The sequence below is a fragment of the Mesorhizobium sp. M7A.F.Ca.US.006.04.2.1 genome, from assembly GCF_004022915.1.
Taxonomy (GTDB): Bacteria; Pseudomonadota; Alphaproteobacteria; order Rhizobiales; family Rhizobiaceae; genus Mesorhizobium; species Mesorhizobium ciceri.
Genome location: NZ_RZQA01000071.1, coordinates 1 through 12685, shown reverse-complemented (window position 1 = coordinate 12685; position 12685 = coordinate 1). Strand labels below are relative to the sequence as shown.

Sequence of the window (12685 nt, the reverse complement as noted above, 5' to 3'; positions counted from 1 at the left end):
CAAGGGAATCGCAAAACCGAATTGCAGGAAAACAGCGTCCAAATACCGCTAATCCTGCAATTCCAAAGCCGCTATCCGCCTCAATCAACAGGCCAGATCAATGGCTTGCGGATAGTTCACGGCCGACCAAATCGAAAATGCAAACTTAGGCTGTTGCGCGGTATCTCCTTCCACATCATCTCTTGCGCATACCTGCATTCCAAGGTGTTTGATCCTATGCTTCGCGAGGAGCAGGTAGGTCGCGACAGCTAGGCAATGTTCCAGCTGCCCTAGCGGAGGAGTCACGATTTTCCGGCAAGCTCCGTCGGCAGACGTTCCTTTCTGGCCTTGGCAAAGGCTCGGTCGCCTTCCAGAAACGCCGCCAGCATGAAAGGGATGAGTTCTGCCACGGTTTCAGACTGACCATAGGTCTGACGGTAAAGTGCAGCATACTCCTTGAGTGTTTGGCTCAGCTCCGCGCTGACGGTAATGGTGATCTTCGAAGCTGTTCGGTCCGGAAGTTTTCCAAGTTTCAGGTCAGCCATGATAACTCCTGCTCAACTGGCGTATGGCCGCAGCACGATGTCCTTGTGCACGATGACGCGCAGTGGCCAACCTGGGCGGACGACGATGGTGGGCTGGATATTGAGGTTTTTTTCGGTGATGCGCTGGCCGGCTCGACTGGCGTTCTGCTGGGCTGATTCCCGGATCGCCTTGACCAGATCGCTCTCGTTTTCGCCGAGGCTGAATTCTGTGCCGACACCGAGCAATGTGGCAAGCGCCACTCCCTTGATCATCTGCCAAGTGTGGAAATCGACTTCGTCTTCCAGCCCTGCGTAGCCGGCGGTGTCGCTCGCGGGCAGATTGTCGATTTCGGCCGACGAGCCGTCGGGCAGCAGAATGCGCTGCCAGACCAGCAGCGCTCGCTTTTGCCCGAACGCGACGACGCTGTCGTAGACGCCGATAAGACGTGAGCCCTGCGGAATCAGCAATATGTTGCCCGTGACCGTGTCGTGCACATTTTCGGTGACTTGCGCGACGACAAGGCCCGGCAAATCGGAATTGATGCCGGTGATCAGGCTGGCGGCAATCACGCTGCCAGCCATCAGTTGATATGGCGAGATCGGCGTCTGCAGCGCATGCGGATTGTAGATCCCGCCAGTGCTCCGCTGGCTGAGAAAATCAAGCTTTCGCTGCTGATTGTTCTGGTCGCCTTCCGCCGCCGCCACCGAGGCTGACGCGCGTCCTGCTTCGGATTGGGGAAGCGCCTCAAATGGATGCTGAGCAGTTTGCACGCTCTCTCCGACATCTGTCTTTTGAGCTCGATTTTCGACGCGGAAAAGCACCCGCGATTCACGCGCTTCGATCGCCTGCTGCGCTAGACGCTGCTCCTCGGCCGAGATGTCTTGGCCCGGCACGATGCCGAGCTGGCGCTGCCGCTCGAGGATGGGGCGGCCGAGGTCGCCCGGCAAAGGTAGCCCAAGGACGGGAGGCTTCGGCTTCATGCCGGAATAGTCATGGGGAAGCGTATCGAGCCCCTCGGCGGTTGGTTTGCGCTCAGTGTTGTAGAGATCTTCCGCCTGATCCCTGATGCGAAGGGCCGGCCCCTGGAGGGCGATCATGGTAACGCCGAAGACAGCGCCGGATCCGAGCGCTGCGATCGCGATGATCACACCGCGCCTGAACCGCACCACGCGGCGGGGAGAGGCCCGAAGCTGCAGTTCCTCGGGATCCAGTTTCGGCGGGATGCCAGAGCGGGAATTTTCGATCATGAGTCCTCACCTCGCCGGCTGCCGCGAAAGAGCGAGATCCGCCGTTGCGGTTGCCTGCCGTCAATCCTGCTGATGCGGATCACCTGCTGCCGCTTGGTGCCGAGGCGAAGTTCGGCCGCGGCGAAGAGCCGATCGACGATGTAATAGTTGCCGCGCACGCGATAGTTGACGAGCTCGCTGCTCCCATCTGCGCCGACGATGAAGAGTGGTGGCGCCTCGCCCTGATCTATGCGACGAGGGAACTCAATATAGACCTTGCTGCCGTCGTCGAAGGCTCGCGTCGGTCTCCAGGGCGGTGTGTCGCCACTGATTGAGTAGCGAAAGCGAAGGTTTTCGAGCGCGATATTCGACGCGACCGGTGTAACTGCCTCGGCTTGAGCATTGCGCTGGCGAAGCGCGATGATCTGGTCTTGGCTGTAGGTCCAGGAGATTGCCGCCATTGCGGTCTTCTCGGTGCTTTGAAGCTGCAAATGATAGGTCCGCCGGTCCGTCGTAATGACGACATTGGTGGCAAGACCCGGCGCGAAGGGTTTTACCAGAACATGGGTGCGCTGATTGTCACCGGTGCCGCTTGCGGTATCGCCAATGACCCAGCGCACGGTGTCGCCAGCCGACACGGCGGTTAGTTTCTCGCCCGGCTGCAGAGCGATGTCGGTCACGCGCTCCGGCGCGGCATAGAGTTGATAAAGCGCGCCATCGGTGAAGGGGTAGACTTGCACGGCATTAACATACCCGTACTTGGTGGGTTGCTGGGTCGCGGCTTTGTTGGCATCAGCGACGCGTTCTTCAGGGGGGCGCTTGTCCTCGGCCTTGCCGGGCTCGGGCTGCATTTGGCCAGGCAGCGGCAGTGGTTTTGGCACCTCGACAATTCTAATCGGCCTCTCCGGCGCCTTTTCGATCGCGGCCGGTTTGAAGTCGGCAGCGTCATAGGAAATCTCAGGCGGCGGCACCTTCTTCGATGCACAAGCGGAAACGACCGCTGCCGACACCGATAGGATCAGCACGGCACGAATCGGTGACATTTTACCTTTCATTGGTGGACTCCGTCGGAGAAAGGGGGGTTGGGACGGCGCTGTCGAGCTCGCGTGACCAGTCAATGGCATTGATGAAGACGCCGAGCGGATTCTTGCGCAGCTGATCCGTATTGCTTGGCGAGCGAATCACGATCGTGAGGATCGCAGTCCAGCGCATCGTGCTGGCAAGGCTTCCGCGCTCAAACACCTGCTCGGTCCATTTGACCTGGAATGAACTTTCGGAGGCTCTGACCACGCTGGTGACCTGTACCGAAACACTGCGCGTTCCGATCTGACCGAAGGGGTCGTTCGCCTTGGCGTATTCGTTGAGGAAGAGCGCTGCGCGATCGCTAGCAAAGTCGTACGCTGCCAACCAGTTCTGCCGTACCAAAACCGGATCGGTGGAAACGGAACGGACATTCTGGATGAAGCGGCCGAGATGCCAGGCGATCTGAGCATCCGAGGGCTCATAATTCCGGATCGCCGGCGCGACGGCGCGCGTCTCGCCGAAGCCATCGACCTCGACGACATAAGGCACGACACGGCTTTGCATCGACTGCCATACGAGTCCGCCGGAAAGCCCGGTCGCCAAGGCCAGGCAGCCAAGGGCCATGATCCGCCAGTTCCTGGCCTGCAGTCGAGATGAGCCGATGCGCTCGTCCCACAGCTGGGCGGCTTTTTGATACGGCGTGACCGGTTCGGGTGTTTTGCCGTAACGGTGCACGGGTCGCTTGAAGAGCATCTAGTCATCCTTGTCGTTGAGAGAGGGGGTGGCGCTGCCTCCCGGCCGGTCTCCGTCTCGGACAGCTTGCATGGCAGCGTGGCGATTTGCACGGGCGGTCTGTTCAGAACGTAGGCGCCTTGCCCACGTCGGCGCCGAAACAGTGGCCGAACCGGCAGAGCGTTCGGTCATTGGCGCTGTCGGCGTGCCGCCGGTCGCGGTCCACGCGGCATCGCGCCCGGCATCGGCGTTGCGCCCAACACTTGCAGTGGCGGATCGCGCTATGCGTATAGCGGCGCCGCCAGCTGCACTGGTTACACCATGCATTCCAGCAGCCACACCGGAGAGGCCAGCGTCGGGCGAGGTTGCGCGCCCGATCTGCCATGACGTGGAAGCAGCCGATCCCATTGTTGTGCCGGCTCGGATGGCGGCGACACCGCCGCTGGTTGCCATACGCGCGCCAGCAAATGCTGTGCCTCCAGCAACGAGTGATACACCCGCTGCCGCCGCGGTCGTGCCGAGGGCGGCGCCCGCCCCAAGCTGCGGTGCGCCTGAGACAAGACCCGACGCGATCCCCGGCCCAAAAATGCCAAGGCCAAGCAATGCCAGTGCGCCCAGTACCTGGGACATGGCACCGGCAAGATCCGGCTCCTTGCCTTGCAATGCGGAAGCGAACTCCCCGAAGAGCGTGGAGCCGATACCGACAATGACGGCGAGCACCATCACCTTGATGCCTGACGAGATAACATGGCCGAGCACGCGTTCGGCCAGGAACGCTGAACGGTTCCAAAGTGCGAATGGAACCAAAACAAAACCTGCCAGCGTGGTGAGCTTGAACTCAAGGATGGTGATGAAAAGCTGGATGGAAAGGATGAAGAAGGCGATGATGACCAGGAACCAGGCCATCAGCAGCACGAAGATGGTCAGTGCGTTGCCGAAGATTTCCGGGAAGCCCAGGAGCTGACTGGCTTGGTCAAGCATTGGCCAAGCACCTTCGAAACCGGTCGCGGCAATGCGGCCCGGGCGCAAGAGATTGTCTGCCGACAGATTGCCGGCCGACGCCTTAATCCCGAGACCGGCAAAAGAACGATAAACGATATCGGCGAGGTTCTTGAAATTGTTCAGAATGAAGGCGAAGACGCCAACATAGAGCACCTTGCGGACAAGCCGGCCGAGAACGCTGGTTTCGTCGCCGAGCGCCCACGCCAGGCCGGCAAGTGTGATGTCAATGCCGATCAGAATGGTAGTGAGGAAGGCGAGGTCGCCCGATAGCAGACCGAACCCGCTGTCGATGTAGCGGATGAAGGTCTCCATGAAGCGATCGATGACGCCAAGGTCGTTCATGCCGCTGCCTTTCTCGTCGTGATGAACTCGTGATTAATTGCCGGGATAAGCCGAGCCGGTACCCAAGAATCGCTTCGTCATCTCGCGGGCGGCTTCGTCTGACTGGGCCTTGCGGGCGGCATCCTCGGCCTCAGCTCGAAACTGCGTTGCGAGCAGCGTCTGGATCTGCATCTGCTGTTTTGTCGAAAGCGCCATCAGCTGGTTGGTGGCCTGGCTTGCCTGAAGCGCACCGGCCGCCCCTTGGCTGCGGTTGACGAGATCGGCGAGCAGATCGCCGTCGGCGCGGACGTTCTCGACGATTTGCGACTGGACACCCATGGTCTGGCGGAACGCCTGCATGGCGGTTTGCCAACGCTCCCGCGCAGCACTCGCCACATCGCTGACTTTGATCGTGGCGTCGTAGCTTTCCGGATATTGGCTGCGCCACTGGTCTTGAAGCTTGCCCAGATCAAAGCTGAGGCCACTCGCCTGGTCCATCAAGCCGTCGATGCGATGGAGCGAACCGGTGAGTTGGCCAACGGAAGAGAAATCCAGACGCTGAAGATTGCGCGCCATGTTCTGCAGCATGGTCGCCTGATTCTGCAGCGACTGGATCTGGTTGTTGATCTGCTCCAATGCGCGCGCGGCCGTCAGCACGTTCTGCGCATAATTGGACGGATCGAACACGATAAGGGCGTAGGCGGGCTGCACATAGTCGGCCATAGGCTTGGCGATCAGGGAAACGGTGATCAGGCCGGAGAGAAGGCGTCGCCGCATCATGAGAATTGCTCCTTGTCTGGTTGAGGGAATTGCTTGAGAAGTTCGCCGGCCCAATCGAGGCCGCGCGCGATCAGGAACTGCGAGGCAAAGCTGCCTTGCCCGTCTTCGGACATGATCCTGTCGATCAGAGTCTGCGTGGCCGGATCGGAAGCACCGCAAAGCGCAAGAGCGATGGGGCCAAGCTCGAGCTCGAACAGACGGTTGCCGCGGCGCGATTGCAGATAATACTGACGCTTCGGCGTGGCGCGGGCGATCAATTCGATCTGCCGCTCGCTTAAACCGAAGCGCTCGTAGGCTGTGCGCGCCTGGGGTTCCACGGCACGATCATTGGGAAGGAAAATGCGCTGCGGGCAGCTTTCGATGATTGCCGGCGCTATGCCAGAGCCCGCGATATCAGCCAGCGACTGCGTAGCGAAGACAACCGACACGTTCTTCTTTCGCAGCACCTTCAGCCATTCGCGGATGCGGGCGGCGAACAGCGGATTGTCGAGATAGACCCACGCCTCGTCGAGCATGATCAGCGTGGGCCGTCCGTCGAACCGTTCCTCAAGTCGCTGGAACAGATAGGTAAGCACCGGCAGCAAAGCGCTTTGGCTGTGCATTAACTCCTCGGTCTCGAAACACTGCACATCCGACAAGGCCAGCCCATCATGATCGGCATCGAGCAGGCGGCCGAAGGGACCGTCGAGCGTGTAGGGCATCAATGCGGTCTTCAGCGCATTGGATTGAAGCAGGACCGAAAGACCGGTCAGTGTGCGTTCCTGCGCCGGCGCGGTGGCAAGGCTGGCCAGCGCTGACCAAATAGCCTCCTTCACCTCCGGCGTGACGGTGACGTTCTCGTGGGCAACAAGGCTGGCGATCCATTCGGCCGCCCAGCTTCGGCTAGCCTGGTCGTTGATGCTGCGCAGTGGCTGAAAGGCAAGGGAACCGTCCGCTCCTAGCGCGTGGTGTTCTCCACCCATGGCAAGTGTTGCAGCACGGGCCGAATTGCCTTTGTCGAAGACATAAACCTGGGCGCCGGCGTAGCGCCTGAACTGCAGAGCAATCAGAGCAAGCAGAACCGACTTGCCGGCGCCGGTCGGACCAACAACCAGCATGTGGCCGACATCTTCGACGTGGGTGGAAAGCCGAAACGGTGTCGACCCACTGGTCTCGGCAACGAAAAGCGGTGGCGCTTCGGTTTGGGTGACTTTCGCGAGATGCTCGTTTGTCGCAGGACCGGCCCAAACCGACGACAGCGGCATGAGATGGGCAAGGTTCAATGTATGAACGAGCGGTTGGCGAACGTTAGCGTAGACATGGCCAGGCAATGAGCCGAGCCAAGCCTCGACCGCATTGACGCCTTCTCGGATCGTGGTGAAGCCGAGCCCATTGATGATGCGCTCGACCGCGCGAAGCTTCTCTGCAGCGGCTTGGCGATCCTCGCCCCACACCGTCACGGTGGTGGTGAGATAGCCGAAACTCACATGATCACCGCCCAATGCCTGAAGGGCTTCGTCGGCATCGAGCGCCTTGTTGTCGGCATCGCTATCGACAAGCGGGACCGGCTCGTTGGTAATGACCTCGCGTAGGATTGCCACGATCGATTTGCGCTTGGCAAACCACTGCCGGCGCAATCGCGTCAGCGTCTTCGTGGCTTCCGTTTTCTCGAGCGGAATGAAGCGCGTCATCCAGCGATAGGCGAAATCCTGATGATTGAGGGTATCGAGGATTCCGGGCCGGGTGAGGTTCGGAAAGCCGAGGATGGTCAGTGTGCGAAGATGCTGCTCACCCAGCATCGGCTCCAGGCCACCGGTAAGCGGCGCATCGACCAGGATTGCATCCAGATATATCGGCGTTTCCGGGGCCATGATAGGATGGCGACGAGGCGAAATCGTGCCGTGGAGGTAGGTCAACGTCTGAGCATCATCGAGGACGCGTACTTCGGACATGAAACCCGAGAAGAGATCGAGCACGCGGTTGGTCTCGTCACGGAACCTCGCCAGATCCTGGCGCCAGTCTCTTTCTCCTCGGGAATAATGAGAGTCGACGAGCGTGCTTTCTGCGCGCGCCTGGGCGTCCGGCGGTGGCATAAACACCAAGGTCAGATGATAGCGGCTCTCGTAGTGCGCTACCTTCCCCTCGAAAGCAGCGCGGCGTTCTTCGTCGACCAGCCACGACGCGGCGTCAGGAAAATGCGAGTTCGGATAGCCCAGCGCTTCTGTGCGCTCGGCCTCAAAGAACAATGCCCAGCCAGAGCCAAGGCGTCTGAGAGCATTGTTCGCCCGGGCGCAAATGCCGACGAGTTCAGCCTCCGTCGCACTTTCGAGATCCGGGCCGCGGAACCGCAACGTCCGCTGAAAGCTGCCGTCCTTGTTGAGCACGATGCCGGGCGCCACCAAGGCAGCCCAGGGTAGATGGTCGGCAAGCCGGTCGGCTTTGCTTCGATATTCCGAAAGGTTCAGCATGCAAGCCACCCCTTCAGACGTAGGTGGCGCACAAGCACGCTGGCGAAGTCCGGATCGCGTCTTGCGGCAAACACCGCTAACGAGTGGCCTGCGATCCAAAGCACCAGACCAGCAATCCATTGCTGCAAGCCGAAGCCAATGGCCGCGGCCACTGTACCGTTGAGGATCGCCACCGCGCGCGGAGCCCCGCCGAGCAGGATCGGCTCGGTCAGCGCCCGGTGGACCGGTACTGCGAAGCCCTCGATATGCTGCTCCCCGGCGGCCATCAGACGAGCGCCCCACCACCGAAGGAGAAGAAGGAGAGGAAGAAGCTCGATGCCGCGAAGGCGATCGACAGACCGAAGACGATCTGAATCAGGCGCCGAAAACCACCGGCGGTGTCGCCGAAGGCAAGCGTCAGGCCGGTGGTGATAATGATGATCACCGCAACGATCTTGGCGACCGGTCCCTGCACGGACTCCAGGATCTGCTGCAGCGGCTGCTCCCACGGCATGCCGGAGCCGGCGGCATAAACCGGGGCCGTGATAAGAAACGCGAGCGCTGTGGACGAAAGAAAGCGAAGCTTCTTGCGCATGAGGAAGGCCTTTCAAAGCTGCTGGAGTTGCGAAAGCGTGAGCGGGGCAACGGCGTAATCGCCGCTGCCGTCGAGACCGGTGACCTCGGCGATTGCGTCGATGTGGCGCGACGAGCCGCGTCCCGCTATGAAGACGATCAGATCTATCGCCTCAGCGATGAGCCGGCGGGGAACGGTGACCACCGCTTCCTGGGCGAGTTGCTCAATGCGATAGAGAGCCGAGCGCGCGGAATTGGCGTGTACGGTAGCGATGCCGCCTGGGTGCCCGGTGTTCCATGCCTTCAGCATGTCGAGCGCTTCCGCGCCCCTCACCTCGCCCACGATGATGCGGTCCGGCCTGAGCCTCAGCGTCGAGCGCACGAGATCGGCAAGGGTGACCGAGCCCCGCCTTGTTCTCAGGGCAACGCAGTCCCTGGCCGCGCACTGCAGTTCGCGTGTGTCCTCGATCAGGATCACCCGATCGTCGCATTCGGCGACTTCAGCCAGCAGAGCGTTGGCGAGTGTTGTCTTCCCCGAGGAAGTGCCGCCGGCGATCAGCATGTTGCGCCGCTCGCGGACGGCCTTTTTCAGCGCATCGGCCTGCAGCGGCAGCATGATGCGTTCGGCAACATAGTCGGCCAGGGTGTAGACTTTCGCGGCGGGCTTGCGGATGGCAAAACATGGCGCCAACACCACAGGTGGCAGCAGGCCTTCGAAGCGTTCGCCAGACGGCAATTCGGCACTGACGATCGGGTTGTCGGCGTGCGCCTCGGCGCGCACGTGCGAAGCAACCAGGCGGATGATACGTTCTGCCTCGGACGGGTGCATGTGAACGTCGGTATCGACCCGACCTTCGCCTAACCGGTCGAGTCGCAGCGCGCCGTCGGGATTGACCATCACCTCGATGACGGACGGATCGGCCAGGGCTTCGGTGATTGCCGGACCCATGGCGGTGCGCAGCATGACACGCCGCCGGTGGTCGGCCTCGGGATGAGAGCTCATCCTTCCCCTCCCCCACCATTGTCTTTGCTAAGCGACTTTTTGCCGGAAGCGATCTGGCGGCCGACCTTCTCAACGAATTTCTCGAAACGCTCTTGGGCAATAGCCTGCGTTGCCCGATCCGGGACCGGCGTGTGGGCGTGAAGGGTGATCGAAAAGCGGATGAAGAGCGCCAGGCTCTCCAGGATCACCTCGGAATCGCGCCTGACGTGGGCAAGATCGCGGGAGAGCCGGTCAAGCCTTACGCCGTAGCGCCGATCGAACTCGCTCTCGCCACGCCGCTCGATGAACGCCTCGATCGCCTTCCCCACGATCGCTGATTTGGTCGTTGACGGATCGCGACTGAGGTTGTCCAGTTTCTCGCTGAGCTCCGGCTCAAGCAGAAACTGATGGCGAATGCGGTGCGGCTTCATGCGGATCGTTCCGACGGCCCGGCGTTGCGCCGGCGACGGGAGAAGCATCGGCCAGACGCTCAAAATTGCTTATGGCCGTTATCTACGCTGAGGTGCGCTCTGCAACTCAGCGGACTTCAGAAGCCGGGAATGACATCGTCGCCCCTGCCCTCGTTGATACCGTAGACGCGGGCCGCAGTGGAAATCCGATCCATGACACGCTTGTCCGCGAGCGCTTCGCTGTCATCGTCTGCGGGCTTGTACAGATCGGCCTGATCGGGCTCTTGAGAGACAACAACGTCTTCTTCGGGCAGGCTTGGATGGCGTTGCTGCTGAACGCCTCCCTCGTCTTCAACTGGCGCGTCGGCGCTTTCCTCGTCCGCAGCAAGTCGGCTATCGACGCTGCACACTTGTCCAGTCCAGCCGTCCGGGCGTGATGCAGGGCAGTCCGCATAGGGTCCGTCGTGCAGCACCGGCGCAGGCAGCACCCGATCTGTGAAATTCTGATCCTGATAATAGCGCAGCTTCTTGGCGCGGATCGGCGGCAACCCAGAAACCAGGACCAATTCGTCTGACGGCGGCAATTGCATCACCTCGCCTGGCGTCAGGAGCGGGCGCGCGGTTTCCTGGCGGCTCACCATGACATGTGAAAGCCAGGGCGCAAGCCGATGGCCCGCATAGTTGCGCATCGACCTAAGTTCGGTTGCGGTGCCGAGGGCATCCGAGATGCGCTTGGCCGTGCGTTCGTCATTGGAGGAAAAGGCAATTCGCACGTGGCAATTGTCGAGAATAGCATTGTTCTCGCCATAGGCCTTTGAAACCTGGTTCAAAGATTGTGCGATCAGATAGGAGCGAATGCCATAACCTGCCATGAAGGCGAGCGCCGTTTCGAAGAAGTCGAGGCGACCGAGCGCCGGAAACTCGTCCAGCATCATGAGCAGCTGATGCTTACGGCTCTTCTTCGGGTCCCCCTCCAGACGCTCCGTCAACCGCCTGCCGATCTGGTTCAAGATCAGTCGCACAAAAGGCTTGGTGCGCGAGATATCCGAAGGCGGCACGACCAGATAGAGCGACAGCGGTCGCTCTCCATCCACTAGGTCAGCGATGCGCCAGTCGCAGGACGAAGTGGCCGCCGCGACCGTTGGATCACGATAAAGCCCGAGAAAGGACATGGCGGTCGAGAGGACGCCTGAGCGCTCGTTTTCCGACTTGTTCAGGAGTTCGCGAGCCGCCGAGGCCACTACGGGATGGACCTGAGGGTTATGCCCCGTCCCGAGATGGTTTGTCGTCATCATCCGCCGTAGCGTTGCGGCAAACGAGCGTTGCGGGTCCGACAGGAAGGTGGCGACGCGGGCCAGCGTCTTGTCCTCTTCAGCGTAGAGCACGTGCAAAATGGCGCCAACTAGGAGTGAATGGCTGGTCTTCTCCCAGTGGTTCCGTCGCTCCAGCGCGCCCTCGGGATCGACGAGGATGTCGGCGATGTTTTGAACGTCCCGGATCTCATCTGGGCCTTTGCGCACCTCCAGCAGCGGGTTGTAGCGTGCCGATCTCGGGTCGGTCGGATTGAACAGAAGGCAGTACGAGAATTTCGACCGCCAGCCGGAGGTCAACTGCCAATTTTCGCCTTTTATATCATGAATGATGGCAGACCCGGTCCAGGAAAGTAGCGTTGGAACAACCAGCCCCACGCCCTTGCCCGAACGCGTCGGCGCAAATGCCATGACGTGCTCCGGGCCGTCATGGCGCAGATAGCGATCGTTCAGCCTACCGAGGAAAACGCCCGCCGGCCGTAACAACCCTGCCGTCTCGACCTCATGAGTCGTGGCCCACCGTGAAGACCCATAGGTCGTAACCGACCCGCGCTGTCGCGCGCGCAAAAGCGAGCCAGCGATTGCGGCGGCACAACCCAGGAATCCGCTGGCGCCTGCAAGCGTACCGGCTTTGTCGAAGACCTCCGGCGCATAAGCATCGAAGTGGAACCACCATTCAAACAGCTTCCACGGCTTGTAGATTGGCCAGCCGGCGAAGAGAAACCATGGTGCGCCGAGAGGCGTCTGGTAGGTCAGCATTTGAGCGCACCATTGGGTTGCCGTCCATACGCCGATAATGACAATTGCGCACACAACGGCGATCTGCCCGATCAGTAGCTTCGTAGGTGTCATCGGCTTGGCCCGCTGAACAACGCGACCTAGCATCGCGCGGCGCAGCCGGGACAGGAATGTTCCTCACATACGATTTGGGAGCAATGAACGACTTCCTACGTATGCAGGTCGGTCAGCACGCGTGTTGCGCCTTCACGCGACACCATCCGCCACTCCATCCTTTCCATTCACCCTGAGGCCCGGCGCCGCCGACAGTTGCGTGACCGCTCCTCCGCAAAGTTATCTTCTGCGTTCAGGGAGCCACGGCGCCTGGGCTGGCTGATGAACACCGTCCGCTCGCGCATGTGGGGTCGAATTGATTTGTGCCCAAGTGGAGGCAGGCTCGTCTTCCAACAGTTGCCGCAGTTCCCCTGGCTCGAACGCCATCATCGGTGGGGAAGCGGGTTCATCCTCCAACAGCTGCCGCAGTTCCCCTGGCTCGAACGCCATCATTGGTGGGGAGGCAGGCTCGTCCTCCAACAGTTGCCGCAGTTCCCCTGGCTCGAACGCCATCATTGGTGGGGAGGCGGGTTCATCCTCCAGCAGCTGCCGCGGCTCTTTCTCG

Annotated in this window: 13 protein-coding genes and 1 pseudogene; 1 reads left to right on the top strand and 13 read right to left on the bottom strand. The window is 61.1% G+C overall.

Annotation, left to right across the window (positions count from 1 at the left end; genetic code table 11):
• On the top strand, positions 1-252 hold a 252-nt coding region (locus tag EN925_RS40090; protein ID WP_206516445.1), incomplete at its 5' end, for a hypothetical protein.
• Between the two features lie 29 nt (positions 253-281).
• Here EN925_RS40090 and EN925_RS06295 read toward each other — a convergent pair.
• From EN925_RS06295 to EN925_RS40085, 13 genes and pseudogenes are all read right to left on the bottom strand, one after another.
• On the bottom strand, positions 282-524 hold the full coding sequence (locus EN925_RS06295) for a DUF2274 domain-containing protein (protein ID WP_024502859.1): 243 nt from the start codon (positions 522-524) through the stop codon (positions 282-284).
• A gap of 12 nt (positions 525-536) precedes the next feature.
• On the bottom strand, positions 537-1751 hold the full coding sequence (locus EN925_RS06290; RefSeq protein ID WP_063169228.1) for a TrbI/VirB10 family protein: 1215 nt from the start codon (positions 1749-1751) through the stop codon (positions 537-539).
• A complete protein-coding gene (trbG, locus tag EN925_RS06285; protein ID WP_164548809.1) occupies positions 1748-2773 on the bottom strand; it encodes a P-type conjugative transfer protein TrbG in 1026 nt (341 codons plus the stop codon). Before trbG ends, EN925_RS06290 begins: the two co-directional genes overlap by 4 nt.
• A gap of 1 nt (position 2774) precedes the next feature.
• Positions 2775-3506 (bottom strand): conjugal transfer protein TrbF, encoded by a 732-nt coding sequence (trbF, locus tag EN925_RS06280; RefSeq protein ID WP_063169230.1) that lies wholly within the window; start codon positions 3504-3506, stop codon positions 2775-2777.
• Positions 3507-4829 (bottom strand): P-type conjugative transfer protein TrbL, encoded by a 1323-nt coding sequence (gene trbL / locus EN925_RS06275; RefSeq protein ID WP_063169231.1) that lies wholly within the window; start codon positions 4827-4829, stop codon positions 3507-3509. It abuts the gene before it with no gap.
• 33 nt (positions 4830-4862) lie between these two features.
• Entirely contained in the window at positions 4863-5588 is a 726-nt protein-coding gene (gene trbJ / locus EN925_RS06270) for a P-type conjugative transfer protein TrbJ (protein ID WP_024502854.1), read from the bottom strand.
• Positions 5585-8035 carry a conjugal transfer protein TrbE gene (gene trbE / locus EN925_RS06265; RefSeq protein ID WP_063169232.1) on the bottom strand — a complete coding sequence of 817 codons (2451 nt, stop codon included), beginning with the start codon at positions 8033-8035 and terminating at the stop codon, positions 5585-5587. The genes trbJ and trbE overlap by 4 nt, the downstream gene beginning before the upstream one ends.
• On the bottom strand, positions 8029-8301 hold the full coding sequence (locus EN925_RS06260) for a VirB3 family type IV secretion system protein (protein ID WP_024502852.1): 273 nt from the start codon (positions 8299-8301) through the stop codon (positions 8029-8031). Before EN925_RS06260 ends, trbE begins: the two co-directional genes overlap by 7 nt.
• Complete coding sequence (locus EN925_RS06255; protein WP_024502851.1) at positions 8301-8609, bottom strand: TrbC/VirB2 family protein; 309 nt, start codon at positions 8607-8609, stop codon at positions 8301-8303. The genes EN925_RS06260 and EN925_RS06255 overlap by 1 nt, the downstream gene beginning before the upstream one ends.
• Positions 8610-8621: 12 nt before the next feature.
• Entirely contained in the window at positions 8622-9590 is a 969-nt protein-coding gene (gene trbB / locus EN925_RS06250) for a P-type conjugative transfer ATPase TrbB (RefSeq protein ID WP_024502850.1), read from the bottom strand.
• Positions 9587-10000: a CopG family transcriptional regulator gene (locus EN925_RS06245; protein WP_063170364.1), complete on the bottom strand. Its 414-nt coding sequence runs from the start codon at positions 9998-10000 to the stop codon at positions 9587-9589. The genes trbB and EN925_RS06245 overlap by 4 nt, the downstream gene beginning before the upstream one ends.
• A gap of 116 nt (positions 10001-10116) precedes the next feature.
• On the bottom strand, positions 10117-12141 hold the full coding sequence (locus tag EN925_RS06240; RefSeq protein WP_063169233.1) for a conjugal transfer protein TraG: 2025 nt from the start codon (positions 12139-12141) through the stop codon (positions 10117-10119).
• Between the two features lie 219 nt (positions 12142-12360).
• Positions 12361-12685, bottom strand: a pseudogene (locus EN925_RS40085) (hypothetical protein); the annotation flags it as partial.

Coding starts and splice junctions, on each gene's coding strand:
- EN925_RS06295 (WP_024502859.1), bottom strand. CDS start 524: ATGGCTGACCTGAAACTTGGAAAACTTCCGGACCGAACAGCTTCGAAG.
- EN925_RS06290 (WP_063169228.1), bottom strand. CDS start 1,751: ATGATCGAAAATTCCCGCTCTGGCATCCCGCCGAAACTGGATCCCGAG.
- trbG (WP_164548809.1), bottom strand. CDS start 2,773: ATGTCACCGATTCGTGCCGTGCTGATCCTATCGGTGTCGGCAGCGGTC.
- trbF (WP_063169230.1), bottom strand. CDS start 3,506: ATGCTCTTCAAGCGACCCGTGCACCGTTACGGCAAAACACCCGAACCG.
- trbL (WP_063169231.1), bottom strand. CDS start 4,829: ATGAACGACCTTGGCGTCATCGATCGCTTCATGGAGACCTTCATCCGC.
- trbJ (WP_024502854.1), bottom strand. CDS start 5,588: ATGATGCGGCGACGCCTTCTCTCCGGCCTGATCACCGTTTCCCTGATC.
- trbE (WP_063169232.1), bottom strand. CDS start 8,035: ATGCTGAACCTTTCGGAATATCGAAGCAAAGCCGACCGGCTTGCCGAC.
- EN925_RS06260 (WP_024502852.1), bottom strand. CDS start 8,301: ATGGCCGCCGGGGAGCAGCATATCGAGGGCTTCGCAGTACCGGTCCAC.
- EN925_RS06255 (WP_024502851.1), bottom strand. CDS start 8,609: ATGCGCAAGAAGCTTCGCTTTCTTTCGTCCACAGCGCTCGCGTTTCTT.
- trbB (WP_024502850.1), bottom strand. CDS start 9,590: ATGAGCTCTCATCCCGAGGCCGACCACCGGCGGCGTGTCATGCTGCGC.
- EN925_RS06245 (WP_063170364.1), bottom strand. CDS start 10,000: ATGAAGCCGCACCGCATTCGCCATCAGTTTCTGCTTGAGCCGGAGCTC.
- EN925_RS06240 (WP_063169233.1), bottom strand. CDS start 12,141: ATGACACCTACGAAGCTACTGATCGGGCAGATCGCCGTTGTGTGCGCA.